The organism is Polynucleobacter yangtzensis, from assembly GCF_001595965.1.
GTDB classification, from domain to species: domain Bacteria; phylum Pseudomonadota; class Gammaproteobacteria; order Burkholderiales; family Burkholderiaceae; genus Polynucleobacter; species Polynucleobacter yangtzensis.
This window is the reverse complement of sequence record NZ_LOJI01000001.1, coordinates 92,300-107,605: the sequence shown is the minus strand read 5'-3', so window position 1 is coordinate 107,605 and position 15,306 is coordinate 92,300. Positions and strand designations below refer to the sequence as shown.

Below are 15,306 nucleotides of genomic sequence, written 5' to 3'. Positions count from 1 at the left end.
TCAGCAGTTATAAGAAGGGGTACGGGTTTATGAATAAACATTTTTTTAAAGCAACACTCTTAAGTCTTACTTTAATTTTTGCAACAGTGGGCCATGTTGATGCAGCTCGTTTAGGTGGTGGCAAGAGCGTAGGCAGAGCCCCAAGTGCGCCAATTCAAAAGCAAGCTGCGCCAGTACAAAAACCTGCACAGCAAGCACAGCCTGCTGCACCCGCTCCAGCTCCACAAGCTCCTGCACCTAGTCGTTTTGGCGGCATGGGTGGCATTTTGGGTGGCTTAGCTGCAGGCTTGGGTATTGGTTACCTCTTGTCCCATTTTGGTTTGGGTGAGGCAGCCTCTTCTTTGATCACTGGTTTGCTGATTGCTGTTTTGGCAGGCTTTGCGATTATGTTTGTAATGCGCAAGCTCATGCCAAAAATGTCTAGTGCAGGTCAAAGCCCTAATCTTTCCTCTAGTGGAATGCAGCGCACTGGCTTGGATCGGACACCAAGACAGGAGCCGGCTTTTACTCCTGCTGCAAACGCATTTGGTGGAGTCAGCGCAGAGCCAGAGCCGTTTCAATCAACCTTGCCCCCTGGTTTTGATCAGCAAACATTCCTTGAGAATGCAAAGCAATATTTTGCAACCTTGCAAAAAGCATGGGATCAGGGTGATCTTGCTTCTTTGCGAGAATTTACAACTCCAGAAATGTTTGCCACGATCCAACAGGATTTAGCGGGCCGTACTGATGCAAGTAATCAAACCGATGTTGTCACTATCAATGCTCAGCTTTTGGGAATTGAGACTGCTGATGGTCATTATTTCTGTAGTGTTCAGTTCAGCGGCATGATTCGTGAGCAGCAGGGCGCGCCAGCGAGTGACTTCTCTGAAATTTGGAATCTAAGTAAGCCAGTAGAGGGTCCTGGTGGCTGGGTACTGGCGGGTATTACCCAGTTGGTTTAAGCTTTAGGTACTTGCCGTCGGAAAACCCGCACTTGTGCGGGTTTTTTACACTTATGAACACACATTCCTCAACTACCCATACCATTGCCTCCAGCGCTGCCTGCCGGGGGATCAACCATGTTTTAGCTAGTGAGCCATGGGCATGTACTGAGTTGGCTCGCCATGCTAATAAAACCATTTTGTTACAGCTTCCGCTGGGCAACCTATGTTTTGAGATAAAGCCTGATGGTTTACTGGCTAGCCTAAAAGAGATTGAGACTCCTGTACTTACTTTAGAGGTTTCCTCAAGAGCGCTGAGTGATTTGGCTGGCAGCGCTGGTTCATTGCGCGAGCAAGCCTTCAAAGCGGTAAAAATTACTGGTGATGCAGATTTGGCTCAACTATTGGGTCGTCTTGCTGGGCAGCTACGTTGGGAGTACGAGGAAGATTTAGCACGTTTAGTGGGTGATGCACCAGCAAACTTTGCGGTAAGACAAGGGAAAAAGTTTGTCTTTGCTACTCGCTCTGCTGCTAGTGATTTACTGGACAATGTAGTGGAGTATGTCAGCGAAGAGAGAAAAGTGCTTTTGAATAAACGAGATTTCATAGTTCGTAAATCTGAATTAAGCGAATTGCGCGAATCGGTGGATCGCATGGAAAAGCGCATTCAACTTCTAGAGCAAAAGGCTAAATAATCGTGCGTCGCATTGCTCGTCTTTACTTCATCTTTTTTACTGCTTGGCGTTATGGCTTATTGCCTTTGCTTCGCGATCTTTTAAAACCAGGCATTCGCCGTGGATTCTTAACGATGCTTTGTTGGGTTTCTCCTGGCACACATTTGCCCAGAGGTGAACGCATTCGATTAACACTAGAAGCACTTGGTCCGATATTTGTAAAGTTTGGACAGGTTCTTTCTACACGTCGCGACTTGTTGCCAGAAGACATTGCCAATGAGTTGGCCAAGCTACAGGATCAAGTACCACCATTCTCAAATGAAGAATCTCGTCGCTTAATTGAGAAAGATCTAGGGCAGTCGATTGAGGATGTATTTATTAGTTTTGATGCAACTCCTGTTGCTAGCGCCTCAGTGGCGCAGGTGCACTTTGGTGTATTGCGTGGAACAGATAAACGTCCTGAGTGGGAAGGTCGTGCAGTAGCTATCAAAGTTCTACGTCCCGGCATTTTGCCGGTGATTAACGGTGATCTGGCATTGATGTATGACCTTGCCAAGGTGATTGAGAAAAGCTCCGAAGATGGTCGACGTTTAAAGCCGCGTGAGAACGTAGCAGAGTTTGATACGTATTTGCATGATGAGCTGGATCTCATGCGCGAGGCTGCCAATGCAAGCCAATTACGCAGGCAGTTTGCTGATTCTCAGAAACTCATGATTCCTGAAATGTATTGGGATCTTTGTCATACCAATGTGATTGTGATGGAGAGAATGTATGGCATCTCTATTGGAAAAACTGATGCACTACGAGAGGCTGGAGTTGACTTTAAAAAGCTGGCTGCTGATGGCGTAGAGATATTCTTTACTCAAGTATTTGAGTATGGGTTCTTCCATGCAGATATGCATCCTGGCAACATCATGATTAGCTTAGAGCCAGAAACATTTGGCCGTTTCATTTCACTTGATTTTGGAATCGTTGGCGCATTAAGTGAGACTGATAAAAACTATTTGGCGCTGAATTTCTTGGCATTCTTTAATCGTGATTACCGACGCGTTGCTGAGTTGCATATCGAGTCAGGCTGGGTCCCAGCCAATACTCGTGTTGAGGAATTAGAGGGTGCAGTGCGCTCTGTTTGTGAGCCGTACTTTGATCGCCCGCTAAAAGAAATTTCTCTGGGTATTGTGTTGATGCGTTTATTCCAGACGTCACGCCGCTTTAAAGTGGAAATTCAGCCACAACTGACCTTATTGCAAAAAACACTCTTGAATGTAGAGGGTCTGGCCCGTCAACTTGATCCCGATCTGGATCTTTGGAAAACAGCTAAGCCGATTTTGGAGAGATGGGTAAGTAAGCAATTAGGATGGCGTGGTTTATTGGATGGCTTAAAGGAAGAGGCGCCTACTTGGGCCAAGATTCTGCCCACTTTGCCTCGTTTGATAGTGGATAGTATGGCTAAAGGCCGAAATCCCGCAAAAGACCAAAACGGCGAAATTGAGGTCCTAAAGGCCCTTTTGCTCGAAGAAAGACGTACTCACCGCCTACTGGCCGGTGCTTTGCTCTTTGCAGGTGGGTTTTTGGCGGGAATTTTGATCATCAGCCTGGGCTTTTATTAGTCTCTCCCTGATTGGCTGCTAACCCGCTAAAATAGCGGGTTAGGCAGAACACATGAAAAAATACTTTATCGCTGGCATCCTCGTATGGGCACCATTGTCGATCACCATCTGGGTGATTGCCTGGGGCTTGGGTTTGCTCGATGGCGTATTCGGTTCTGTAATGCACGCCATCATTGCAGTCTTCCCGCGTCAATTTGCTGGAGATTTGCAGCATTTCCGTGAATTGCCTGGCGTTGGCATTTTGATTGTGATTGGTGTGATCATGGCCACTGGTTTGTTAGCAATTAGTTTTGCTGGTCAGTGGTGGATCCGGATGTGGAATAAACAGATCAATCGTATTCCAATCGTTCGATCTATTTATTCAAGTGTTCAGCAGGTTTCTTCCACCTTATTTTCCGGAAGCGGCCAAGCTTTTAGCAAAGCATTGTTAATTCGCTACCCCCATGCTGATTCATGGGTGATTGCTTTTCAAACAGGTACTCCTGCAAAAGAAGTGACTGCCAAATTAGGTGAGGATTACGTTAACGTATTTTTACCAACAACCCCAAACCCTACCTCTGGTTTTTTCATGATTGTGCCCCGCGCACAAACGATTGAATTAGAGATGAGCGTGGAAGAGGCTCTGAAACATATTGTTTCCATGGGCTCTGTACCTCCCAATAGTTCTAGTGGCATAACTGCAACGCAGTTACCACACCATTTTTGATTTATAGGAAATTGTTATGTCGATGCGAAGCCATACCTGCGGCCAGGTAACCGATTCACTGATTGGTCAAGAAGTCACTCTCTCTGGTTGGGTGAATCGTCGCCGTGACCACGGAGGCGTTATCTTTATTGACTTGCGTGACCGCGAAGGTTTCGTGCAAGTAGTTTGCGATCCAGATCGCCCAGAGATGTTTGCCTTGGCTGAGCAAGTGCGTAGCGAGTTCTGCATACAGATTAAAGGTCTCGTGCGTGCCCGTCCTGCTGGTACTGAGAATGTAGATTTAGTTAGTGGAAAAGTAGAAATTCTTTGCCATAGCTTAGTGATCTTGAATGCGTCTGTAACACCACCATTCCAAATTGACGATGAGAATTTATCCGAGACCACCCGTTTGACCCATCGTGTATTAGATTTACGTCGTCCACAAATGCAAAAGAATTTGCGCTTGCGTTACAACGTTGCGATGGAGTGCCGTCGTTATTTAGATGACGCAGGATTTATCGATATTGAAACACCAATGCTTACTAAGAGCACACCAGAAGGCGCGCGTGATTATTTAGTTCCATCACGTGTACATGACGGTCAGTTCTTTGCATTGCCACAGTCTCCTCAATTGTTTAAGCAGTTGTTAATGGTGGCCGGCTTTGATCGTTACTATCAAATTACAAAGTGCTTCCGTGATGAAGACTTACGCGCAGATCGTCAGCCTGAATTTACTCAGATCGACTGTGAAACTGCTTTCTTGAGCGAGTTAGAAATTCGTGATTTGTTTGAAAACATGATTCGTCATATTTTCAAGAAGACAATGAATGTCGAGTTGCCGAACCCATTCCCAACAATGCCTTATTCAGAAGGTATGGCGCGTTTTGGCTCCGATAAGCCAGATTTGCGCGTGAACTTTGAGTTCACTGAATTGACAGATTTGATGAAAGACGTTGATTTCAAAGTGTTCTCAGGTGCAGCGAACCAAGTTGGCGGCCGCGTAGTGGGCTTGTGTGTGCCTGGCGGTGCTGAAATTAGCCGTAGCGAAATCGATGACTACACCCAGTTCGTTAGCATCTATGGTGCTAAAGGTTTGGCGTGGATTAAGGTCAACTCTGTGGCTGAAGGCCGCAATGGTTTGCAGTCACCAATCGTGAAGAATTTGCATGACGCTGCGATTGAAGGTATCTTGAAGCGCACTGGTGCAAAAGATGGCGACATCATTTTCTTTGGCGCTGATAAAGAAAAAGTAGTAAACGATGCAATCGGTAATTTACGTCTACGTATCGGTCAATCTGCTTGGGGTAAAGAGCATGGACTGTTTACAGAAGGCTGGAAGCCATTATGGATAGTTGACTTCCCAATGTTTGATTACGATGAAGGCGAAGCGCGCTGGGTTGCTTGCCATCATCCGTTCACCAGCCCTAAAGATGAGCATATGCAGTACTTGGAGTCTGATCCAGGCAAGTGCTTAGCCAAGGCTTATGACATGGTGTTGAACGGTAGTGAAATTGGTGGTGGTTCTGTTCGTATTCACCAAGAAGCAGTTCAAAGCCAAGTATTCCGTGCATTGAAGATTGATGCGGAAGAAGCTCAAGCTAAGTTTGGCTTCTTGTTGGATGCACTCCAATATGGTGCGCCTCCACATGGCGGTATTGCATTTGGTTTGGACCGTATCGTCACCATGATGACTGGTGCCGAATCAATTCGAGATGTAATCGCCTTCCCTAAAACACAGCGTGCGCAATGTTTATTAACTCAGGCTCCTAGCCCAGTGGATGAGCGTCAATTGCGTGAGTTACATATTCGTTTGCGTCAAGCAGCACCTGCTGCTTAAAACAACTTAAGTAGCGTTTTAGATCCACCTTGAAAATCCCTATTTCGGTTTTAGTAGTTATCTATAAATCGAATAGGGATGTTTTATTGATAGAGCGTGCAGATCGCGCGAGCTTTTGGCAGTCCGTCACTGGTAGCCTTGATGCTAGCGACGAAGATCTTGCTTTGGCGGCAGCCCGTGAAGTATTTGAAGAGACGGGTATTGCGGTAGAGGGGTTGCCAAAAGATGCTTTGAAAAATATGCACCACCAGATCGAATATGAAATCTATCCTGCCTGGCGGTCTCGTTATGCGCCTGGCGTCACGCGCAATACTGAACACTGGTTCTCATTAGAGGTTCCCGATAACACCCCTATTACGCTAGCCCCCAGGGAGCATGTGGCCTATGAATGGCTCCCATACCAAGAGGCCGCTAAAAAATGTTTTTCTCCTAGTAATGGAGAGGCGATTCTCAAATTATTTTCAGCAGACAAAAGCCAGCTTGAATAAGGAATAAGATAGAGCGATGAGACATTCATCGGGGCATCATCACGGTAGCGCAGATTCAAAAACAGCGGGGCGCGGTGACTGGCGCGTTATTCGCGACCTACTTCCTTATCTATTGGAATATCGCTTTAGGGTCTTGATTGCCCTAAGCTGTTTAATTGCCGCCAAGGTTACCAATCTTGGCATACCAATTGTCTTGAAAGACTTAATTGATTCTTTAAATATCAATGTCAATTCGCCACAAGCGCTTTTGGTCGTTCCCTTAGGAATTATTGTTGCTTATGGCCTTTTAAGAATTTTTGCATCCGTATTTACAGAGCTTCGCGAAGCATTGTTTGCTAAGGTCACACAGAACGCAGTTCGTAAAGTAGCGCTTCAAGTTTTTGAGCACTTGCACTCCTTAGCGCTGAGCTTTCACCTTGCTCGTCAAACTGGTGGCGTAAGTCGAGATATTGAGCGTGGCACACGTGGCATACAGTCACTGATTTCTTATTCTCTCTATAGCATTCTGCCCACACTGATTGAATTCTGTTTGGTTTTAGGCTACCTTGCTTACTCCTACGATATTTGGTTTGCTACGATTACTTTAGTCGCCTTGGTTCTTTACATTGTTTTCACAGTCGTAGTTACAGAGTGGCGTACACATTTTCGCCGCACGATGAATGATATGGATTCGAAAGCCAATCAAAAGGCGATTGATTCCTTATTAAATTTCGAGACAGTGAAGTACTTTGGTAACGAGGCATTTGAAGCCAGTCGTTACGATGAAAATCTTCTGCGCTATCAATCGGCTGCGGTGAAGTCCCAAAAGACTTTGGCGGTATTGAATCTTGGTCAGCAAATCATTATTGCAGTTGGCTTAATGCTGATTCTTTGGCGCGCCACGGTTGGTGTAGTCAATGGCACCATGACTTTGGGCGATTTGGTCTTGGTTAACACCTTAATGATTCAGCTCTATATCCCCCTGAACTTCTTGGGCGTGATTTATCGAGAGATTAAGCAATCATTGACTGACATGGATCGCATGTTTTCTTTACTCAATACTGAGAAAGAGATAGCGGATTCACCGGATGCTAAGACACTTCAAATTGAAAATCATGATCGTGGCCCAGATGTGCGATTTGAGCACGTATCGTTTCACTATGATGCTAAGCGTGAAATTCTCCGCGATGTGAGCTTCAATATTCCTGCTGGGACGATTACAGCGGTGGTTGGTCAAAGTGGCGCTGGTAAAAGTACCCTCGCAAGATTATTGTTCCGTTTTTATGATGTTCAATCAGGAAAGATTTTGATTGATGGTCAAAATATTCAGGATGTCACTCAGGCTAGTTTGCGCAAAGCTATTGGTATCGTGCCACAAGATACAGTCTTATTTAATGACACGATTGGATACAACATAGCCTATGGCAATCCCTCTGCAACTATTGAAGAGGTGCAGGAGGCGGCCAGAGCCGCGCAAATTGATAGCTTTATTAAGCGCTTGCCTGAGGGTTATGACACTCAAGTTGGCGAGCGGGGTCTCAAGCTATCCGGGGGTGAGAAGCAAAGGGTTGCTATTGCGAGAACACTCTTAAAGAAACCTGCCATGCTTATTTTTGATGAAGCTACTTCAGCGCTCGACTCTAAAACCGAACGTGCTTTTCAAGAAGAGCTTCTCAGCTTAGCTAAGAACCGAACAACACTCATCATTGCCCATCGTCTTTCAACCATCATTCATGCAGATCAAATTTTGGTAATGGATCATGGACAAATTGTGGAGCATGGAACCCATGAGGAGTTGCTTGCGGTAAAGGGTAAATATGCCGAGATGTGGCAGATGCAAGAGCGCGCCACTCTTGATTAAAATAGCTTTATGACCAAAAGCGTCTCTCCAAGCTCGGCAGCCAACAGTACAGAAGCAATCTTAAAAAATGCTTTTGCCGCTGCCGTCGCAGTTGCTGATCCACAAGTGATTGTTCCGCAGTATTTAGCGCAGATATTTCCAAAGGGTCAAGAACCTAAAGGGCGCTGTTTAGTTGTGGGTGCCGGTAAAGCTAGTGCATCTATGGCTAGCGCATTTGAAGCTTACGCAAAAGCTAATTGGCCGCAGGCAAAATTAGAAGGCGTTGTACTGACGCGTTACGGCCATAACTCACCAACAAGCCATATTAAGATTGTTGAGGCTGGGCATCCGGTGCCTGACCAAGCCGGCATGGATGGGGCCAAGGAAGTATTGGCGCTAACAAAGCAATTAGAGCAAGGCGATGTATTGATCGCTTTGGTATCTGGGGGAGGCTCAAGCCTTCTGACTTTGCCTCAAGAAGGCATTTCTATTGATGACATGCGCAAGACCACAGAAGCGCTTTTGCGAAGTGGCGCCCCGATTGAAGAGATGAATGTGGTACGCAAACACCTATCTGCAATTTTGGGTGGTAACTTGGCCAGAGTTGCGATTGCACGTGGCGCAAGAGTGGAAGCTTTATTGATTTCTGACGTCACAGGTGACTCACCTGCAGATATTGCTAGTGGTCCTTGTGCTGCGGATTACTCTACGTATTTAGATGCGCTCAATATTTTGCAAAAATACGATTTAGATGCATCTACTATTCCGGCATCTGTTCTTGATCATCTCAAGCGAGGTTTAGCAGGAGAAATCCCTGAGACCTTAAAAGATATTGATTTGGTTGATAGCCAAGTTTCGAATCATGTTATTGCAACTGCCTATAAAAGCCTAGAAGCTGCTGCTGAGTATGTCCGTCACCAAGGCTATGAGCCAATTATTTTGGGTGACACAATTACCGGCGAGGCACAGGAGGTTGGTTTAGAGCAGGCCGCTTTAGTGCGAGACTATGTGGCTAAGGGATTTGATAAGCCGCTAGCCTTAATTTCTGGGGGTGAATGCACTGTCACCATCCCAGCTGGAGTCAAAGGCCGTGGTGGTCGTTGCAGCGAGTATTTGCTCTCACTCTTTGCGGCATCAAGCGATTTACCTCAATTGGCTGCCTTGGCTGCTGATACCGATGGGATTGATGGTAGCGAGAAGAATGCTGGCGCTTGGTTTGATGGTTCCGTACGTCAAGCTAGTCAAACAGCAGAATTTGCGCCAGAAAAATTCTTATTGGCACATGATTGCTACGGCTTCTTTGCAGAAATGGATGCTTTAGTGGAAACTGGCCCTACACTTACGAATGTGAATGACTTCCGCATCATCTTGCTTAATAAATAATATGTCCAATAGCCCTACAAAAATTGAATTAACTCAGCCGGACGATTGGCATTTACATATTCGCGATGGCGAAGTAATGAAAGATGTATTAGCAGATACTGCGCGTCAATTTGCACGTGCCATCATCATGCCAAACTTAAAGCCACCAGTCACCACTGTGGATTTGGCAAAAGCTTATCAGTCACGCATTGAATCGAATTTGAAATTATTGGGCGTCACTGAATTTATGCCTTTGATGACTCTCTATCTTACTGATAACACTTCTGCAGATGAAGTTCGTAAGGCTAAGGATGCAGGTATTGCTGCATTCAAGTTGTATCCCGCAGGAGCAACCACTAATAGCGACGCTGGTGTGAGTGACCTTAAACATTGCCATGCTGCTTTAGAGGCAATGCAGGCTGTTGGTATGCCCTTGCTTGTGCACGGCGAAGTAACACATGCAGATATTGATATCTTTGATCGTGAGGCGGTATTTATTGATACGATATTAGAGCCGTTACGTAAAAAGTTACCTGAACTCAAGATTGTGTTTGAACACATCACTACCAAGCAAGCCGCTCACTATGTTCGTGATGCAGTGACTGGTGGGAAAAATACGATTGCGGCCACGATTACGCCTCAGCATTTGCTTATGAATCGTAATGCGATTTTTGCGGGTGGGATTCGTCCACACAATTATTGCTTGCCGGTTCTTAAGCGTGAGGAGCATCGAGTTGCGCTTTTGCAGGCTGCTACAAGTGGTAACTCTCGCTTCTTCTTGGGAACTGATAGTGCGCCGCATGCCAAGGGTGCTAAGGAGGCGGCATGTGGTTGTGCGGGATGCTACAGCGCATTTAACGCACTAGGTTTATATGCCGAAGCATTTGAGAGTGTTGGTAAGTTGGATAAATTAGAAGGCTTTGCTAGTTTCTTTGGCCCCGATTTTTATTCTTTGCCACGCAATAGTAAAAAGATTACTTTGGTAAAACACGCGCAAAGCATTCCTATGGAATTGCCTTTGGGTGATGCCACCATCGTTCCGCTGCGCGCCGGCGAAACGATTGCTTGGTCACTCGTTTAAAAAACTCAAATCATTAGTTTCTTAGCCAAATTGCTCTGACTGCGTTAGACTGCAGGCGCAGAGTCAATTGGGCAATCGCCGCCTCTTTATTGAGGGGGAGGAAAGTCCGGACTCCATAGGGAAGGGTGATGGCTAACGGCCATCCACGGCGACGTGAGGAATAGGGCCACAGAGACGAGCGTATTTAGTTACGGTGAAACGCGGTAACCTCCACCTGGAGCAATCCCAAGTAAGCAGGCGATGAGGCGTCCCGCTGAGTCTGCGGGTAGGGAGCTTGAGCCGTTAGGTAACTAACGGCCTAGAGGAATGATTGCCCCTAGATGCAAATCTAGGCGACAGAATCCGGCTTATCGATTGACTCTGCACTTATTCTGAAACGATTTCTACGCTGTAAGTTAATTCTGCGGTTTTGGCCAACATGGTGGTGGCGGAGCAGTACTTCTCATGAGAAAGTTTTACAGCGCGATCCACTTTAGCCTGATCAAGGTCTTTTCCTTTGACCGTAAAGTGCAGATTGATCTTGGTGAAGACTTTGGGGTCTTCTGTGGCGCGTTCTGCTTGGAGGTTCACTTCACAGCCGCTAATGGCCTGACGGGCCCTTTGTAGGATTAAAACCACATCAAATGCAGAGCAGCCGCCCGCACCGGCTAAAAGGAGCTCCATTGGCCTTGGAGCTAGGTTTCTGCCACCCGCTTCTGGGGCTCCATCCATGTTGACGAGGTGGCCACTGCCAGTTTCGGCTGAAAAAGCCATACCGCCATTACCCAACCAAGATACTCGACAATCCATTGTAGTGACCCCTAACTTACTAAATTAACTAATATTATCAATAGTTTACCAATATTTATGGCATGCCGTTTGCTGCTCAAAATAGCCAAAAAGCATCAAAAAATTGATTTTGGTCAATATTCTTGCGTTGCACCATATTGTTTGTGTAGAATAACCATATTGGTAGTCAGTCTTGTATAAGACTGCGACTTACCTTCCAGTGTCTCCTCCACCCAAACATAGGTGGATTCCAACCCAGGACTCGTTCCTGGGTTTTTTTTAGGTTATAATTCAAGGCTTTACTGAATTACCGAGCCGGTCAGCGGTAATTTGTTGTACCAGTTAAATTGCAGAATCTGCGAGCTTGCAAACATAAGCAGGGCCAAGGTGGACGTAGTTTGGTTGGGGTAATTTTTTTGACCATAACAATTTGAGAAATCATGAAAACTTTTTCTGCAAAATCCCATGAGGTAGTGCATGAATGGTTCGTGATTGACGCTACGGACAAAGTCCTCGGTCGTGTCGCCAGTGAAGTGGCACTCCGTCTACGCGGCAAGCACAAGCCTGAATACACTCCACACGTTGATACTGGCGACTTTATTGTCGTTATCAATTCTTCAAAGCTCCGTGTCACAGGCACAAAAGGCTTGAACAAAATTTATTACCGTCACAGCGGATACCCAGGTGGTATTAGCTCAACTAACTTCGACAAGATGCAAGACCGTTTCCCAGGTCGCGCTTTGGAGAAGGCTGTGAAGGGTATGTTGCCAAAAGGCCCACTAGGCTATGCCATGATTAAGAAATTAAAAGTCTACGGCGACGCCAATCATCCGCATGCGGCTCAACAGCCAAAAGCGTTAGAGATTTAAGGAAACCAAATGGCTATTAATTACGGAAATTGGAATTACGGTACTGGTCGCCGCAAGAGTTCTGTTGCGCGCGTATTCATTAAATCTGGCAAAGGCGACATCATTGTTAATGGTAAGCCTATCGATGCATATTTTGCTCGTGAAACATCACGCATGATCGCTCGTCAGCCTTTGGCTCTCACAGCTCACTTAACGACCTTTGATATCAAAGTAAACGTTTCTGGTGGCGGTGAAACTGGCCAAGCTGGTGCAGTTCGTCACGGTGTTACTCGTGCATTGATCGACTACGACAACGCCTTGAAGCCAACTCTGTCTAAGGCAGGCTTGGTAACTCGCGATGCTCGTGAAGTTGAGCGTAAAAAAGTTGGTCTGCACGGCGCGCGTCGTCGTAAGCAGTTCAGCAAGCGCTAATTCTTTCAGTCGCTCAAGTTTTATCGAAAGGGTCGCGCAAGCGGCCCTTTTTGTTTCTACAATCTAGGTATTAAAGAAATAAAATTCATCAGTCGGTATTTTGGAGAATGGCATGATTAAAGTTGGCATCGTAGGTGGCACTGGTTATACCGGAGTGGAGTTATTGCGTTTATTGGCGCAGCATCCCGAGGTAAAGCTGACTGCAATTACTTCTCGTACAGAAGCGGGTATGCCTGTGGCTGAGATGTTCCCATCTTTACGTGGTCGTGTTGATCTGAAATTCACAACACCTGATGAAGCTAAATTAAACGAATGCGATGCAGTGTTCTTTGCAACTCCACATGGTGTTGCGATGGCGCAAGCAAAAGAATTGCTTGCTAACAATGTCAAGGTTTTGGATCTTGCTGCAGACTTCCGTTTAAAGGATGTTAAAGAATTTTCTAAGTGGTACGGCATGGAGCACGGCTGCCCAGAAATTTTGGCGGAAGCGGTTTACGGTTTGCCAGAGATTAATCGCGAAGCAATTAAAAAAGCACGCGTAGTGGGTTTGGCAGGCTGCTACCCAACATCAGTCCAGCTTGGCCTCGCGCCTTTGTTGTCACCAAAATCGACTGGCGGTAAGCACTTGATTGATGGTACGCACATCATCTCGGATTCCAAGTCAGGCACCTCTGGTGCTGGCCGTAAAGCAGAGATCGGCACCTTATTGTCTGAAGCTAGCGATAACTTCAAGGCATATAGCGTTAAAGGACATCGTCATCTTCCGGAAATTGAGCAAGGCTTAAAAGCAATTGCTGGTCACGATCAAATTGGCCTGACCTTTGTGCCACATTTAACGCCGATGATTAGAGGTATCCATTCAACGCTATATGTGCGTTTGACTGATGCTGGTAAAGATATTGACTACCAAAAACTTTATGAGACTTTCTATAAAGATGAGCCATTTGTCGATGTGATGCCTGCAGGCAGTCATCCAGAAACACGTTCAGTACGTGGTAGCAACGGCATTCGGATTGCGATCCATCGTCCAGGCGGCGGTGATACTTTGGTCATTTTGGTGGTTGAGGACAATTTAGTAAAAGGGGCCTCAGGACAGGGGGTTCAGTGTTTAAACCTCATGTTTGGCTTGCCAGAGACTACGGGGCTCACCCAGATAGCTGTATCCCCGTAATGACCCTTCAGCAAACTGGGCATTAAAAGCCTAAAATGAGACATTGCCTTTTGAATTAGGAGTAAATCATGACTGAATTAGCTACACAACCTGCACAAGATTTAGCTGAGCCACCAACCCCATTGGTGTTCACCGATAGCGCTGCTGCAAAAGTGGCTGACTTGATTGCTGAAGAAGGTAATCCAGAATTGAAGTTGCGCGTATTCGTACAAGGTGGTGGTTGCTCAGGCTTTCAGTATGGCTTCACATTTGATGATGCCGTAAATGAAGACGACACACTCTTTGAAAAGAATGGCGTTACTTTGTTAGTAGACTCAATGAGCTTCCAATATTTGGTTGGTGCTGAGATCGACTACAAAGAAGACATCAACGGCTCACAGTTTGTGATTAAGAATCCAAATGCGCAAACAACTTGTGGCTGCGGATCTTCTTTCTCTGCTTAAGAAAAAGTTTAATTATTTAAGCGGGATAGCAAGCGCCTAGAATTCTAGAGCCCTTCGCTCCCGTAACGGCTGGCAAATTTGCTGGCCTTTTTTCTTTATGGGCCCATGCAAGCCATGCAAAAGCGAGACCTTCAACTAGTTGTGGATCGATCCCGGCAGAATCACTAGTTGTAATCTCTAAGGGTTGTTTAAAGAAGTGTTGCGACTTCACTTTGAATAAATTCATCAGCGCATGATTTCTGGCACCACCTCCGCAGATAATCAGCTTCTGGGTCTGCGGGGCATGACGCGCTAGAGCCTCTAGGGCCGAGTGGGCTGTTAGATGAAGTAAGGTTGCTTGCACGTCTTCACAAAGAAAATTTTCACCATTCAATTTTTCTTGTAACCAACCAAGATGAAAGTCATCTCTGCCTGTACTCTTAGGCGGCGCTTTTGTAAAAAATGGATCAGTCAGCATTCTTGCAAGCAATACTTCATTAACTTTGCCTTGTAATGCCCAGTTGCCATTCTCATCAAATGCATTACCTTGATGTTCGTGTATCCAGGCATCCATCAACATGTTTCCTGGACCGCAATCAAAACCGGTCACTTGCCCATCCTTGGGAAGTAGCGTGAAGTTAGCAATGCCGCCAATATTGAGAATGGCTAAATTTTTATTTTCTACAAATTGCTGCGCATGAAACGCTGGGACTAAAGGGGCGCCATGCCCACCAGCAGCCAAATCTCGGCTTCTAAAATCAGCAATGACATCGATGCCTGTTTTTTCTGCCAAGAGGGCAGGATTGAGCGTTTGGTGGGTATAGGCCATATCGCCAAGATGCGGTTGGTGACGAATGGTCTGCCCATGAGCGCCAATAGCAGTGATATCAGACGCCTGCAATTTTGTCTTTTGAAGCAATTGATTTACTGCTTCTGCGTAAGCCAAGGCTAGGGCATTTCCAGCCTGTTTCTCCCGGTGCAGCTCATTAGGCCCAGGGCTTTGAAGCTCAAATAGGGCTTTGCGTAGTTCAGGGCTAAAGGAGGTGCTCACTGCATCCAGGGCGCTTGCTTCCCCGTTGGGTCCAATCTTTGCAAGGACAGCATCTATCCCATCCAGGCTGGTGCCAGACATTAGTCCGATATAGAGGGAATGGGGTTTGTTCATGGTGCTCTCAGGAATGCGACAATT

15 protein-coding genes and 1 other RNA gene are annotated in these 15,306 nt (G+C 46.1%); 14 read left to right on the top strand and 2 right to left on the bottom strand.

Going from position 1 to position 15,306, the window contains the following annotated elements:
* Nucleotides 1-29 precede the first annotated feature (29 nt).
* The 10 genes from JaK3_RS00540 (at nucleotide 30) to rnpB (ending at nucleotide 10,842) form a co-directional block, all read left to right on the top strand.
* Entirely contained in the window at nucleotides 30-941 is a 912-nt protein-coding gene (locus JaK3_RS00540; RefSeq protein ID WP_068319595.1) for a Tim44 domain-containing protein, read from the top strand.
* A 53-nt stretch (nucleotides 942-994) separates the two neighbouring features.
* Nucleotides 995-1,615: a ubiquinone biosynthesis accessory factor UbiJ gene (locus JaK3_RS00535; RefSeq protein ID WP_068319593.1), complete on the top strand. Its 621-nt coding sequence runs from the start codon at nucleotides 995-997 to the stop codon at nucleotides 1,613-1,615.
* Between the two features lie 2 nt (nucleotides 1,616-1,617).
* Entirely contained in the window at nucleotides 1,618-3,204 is a 1,587-nt protein-coding gene (gene ubiB / locus JaK3_RS00530) for a ubiquinone biosynthesis regulatory protein kinase UbiB (RefSeq protein WP_068319591.1), read from the top strand.
* Between the two features lie 52 nt (nucleotides 3,205-3,256).
* Nucleotides 3,257-3,910 carry a DUF502 domain-containing protein gene (locus JaK3_RS00525; protein ID WP_068319589.1) on the top strand — a complete coding sequence of 218 codons (654 nt, stop codon included), beginning with the start codon at nucleotides 3,257-3,259 and terminating at the stop codon, nucleotides 3,908-3,910.
* 16 nt (nucleotides 3,911-3,926) lie between these two features.
* Nucleotides 3,927-5,726: an aspartate--tRNA ligase gene (gene aspS / locus JaK3_RS00520; RefSeq protein ID WP_068319587.1), complete on the top strand. Its 1,800-nt coding sequence runs from the start codon at nucleotides 3,927-3,929 to the stop codon at nucleotides 5,724-5,726.
* Nucleotides 5,727-5,755: 29 nt separating this feature from the next.
* Nucleotides 5,756-6,214 (top strand): dihydroneopterin triphosphate diphosphatase, encoded by a 459-nt coding sequence (gene nudB / locus JaK3_RS00515; RefSeq protein WP_068319585.1) that lies wholly within the window; start codon nucleotides 5,756-5,758, stop codon nucleotides 6,212-6,214.
* Nucleotides 6,215-6,230: 16 nt separating this feature from the next.
* Complete coding sequence (locus tag JaK3_RS00510) at nucleotides 6,231-8,054, top strand: ABCB family ABC transporter ATP-binding protein/permease (RefSeq protein ID WP_068319583.1); 1,824 nt, start codon at nucleotides 6,231-6,233, stop codon at nucleotides 8,052-8,054.
* A gap of 9 nt (nucleotides 8,055-8,063) precedes the next feature.
* Nucleotides 8,064-9,416: a glycerate kinase type-2 family protein gene (locus JaK3_RS00505; protein ID WP_068319581.1), complete on the top strand. Its 1,353-nt coding sequence runs from the start codon at nucleotides 8,064-8,066 to the stop codon at nucleotides 9,414-9,416.
* A 1-nt stretch (nucleotide 9,417) separates the two neighbouring features.
* Nucleotides 9,418-10,476 carry a dihydroorotase gene (gene pyrC / locus JaK3_RS00500; protein ID WP_068319580.1) on the top strand — a complete coding sequence of 353 codons (1,059 nt, stop codon included), beginning with the start codon at nucleotides 9,418-9,420 and terminating at the stop codon, nucleotides 10,474-10,476.
* Nucleotides 10,477-10,535: 59 nt separating this feature from the next.
* An RNA gene (gene rnpB / locus JaK3_RS00495) (RNase P RNA component class A) lies at nucleotides 10,536-10,842 on the top strand.
* Here the strand turns inward: rnpB and JaK3_RS00490 are convergent.
* The gene (locus tag JaK3_RS00490) at nucleotides 10,843-11,265 is read right to left on the bottom strand and encodes an OsmC family protein (RefSeq protein WP_068319578.1); all 423 of its coding nucleotides are present in this window, start codon (nucleotides 11,263-11,265) and stop codon (nucleotides 10,843-10,845) included.
* 419 nt (nucleotides 11,266-11,684) lie between these two features.
* Here JaK3_RS00490 and rplM point away from each other — a divergent pair, with 419 nt between their 5' ends.
* From rplM to erpA, 4 genes are all read left to right on the top strand, one after another.
* The gene (gene rplM / locus JaK3_RS00485; RefSeq protein ID WP_011903721.1) at nucleotides 11,685-12,113 is read left to right on the top strand and encodes a 50S ribosomal protein L13; all 429 of its coding nucleotides are present in this window, start codon (nucleotides 11,685-11,687) and stop codon (nucleotides 12,111-12,113) included.
* A gap of 9 nt (nucleotides 12,114-12,122) precedes the next feature.
* Nucleotides 12,123-12,524 carry a 30S ribosomal protein S9 gene (rpsI, locus tag JaK3_RS00480; RefSeq protein ID WP_011903720.1) on the top strand — a complete coding sequence of 134 codons (402 nt, stop codon included), beginning with the start codon at nucleotides 12,123-12,125 and terminating at the stop codon, nucleotides 12,522-12,524.
* 112 nt (nucleotides 12,525-12,636) lie between these two features.
* The gene (argC, locus tag JaK3_RS00475; RefSeq protein WP_068319576.1) at nucleotides 12,637-13,695 is read left to right on the top strand and encodes an N-acetyl-gamma-glutamyl-phosphate reductase; all 1,059 of its coding nucleotides are present in this window, start codon (nucleotides 12,637-12,639) and stop codon (nucleotides 13,693-13,695) included.
* Between the two features lie 68 nt (nucleotides 13,696-13,763).
* Entirely contained in the window at nucleotides 13,764-14,138 is a 375-nt protein-coding gene (erpA, locus tag JaK3_RS00470; protein WP_068319574.1) for an iron-sulfur cluster insertion protein ErpA, read from the top strand.
* Nucleotides 14,139-14,154: 16 nt separating this feature from the next.
* On the opposite strand, the gene JaK3_RS00465 is transcribed toward erpA, so the two are convergent.
* A complete protein-coding gene (locus tag JaK3_RS00465; RefSeq protein ID WP_068320627.1) occupies nucleotides 14,155-15,282 on the bottom strand; it encodes an anhydro-N-acetylmuramic acid kinase in 1,128 nt (375 codons plus the stop codon).
* Nucleotides 15,283-15,306: the final 24 nt, after the last annotated feature.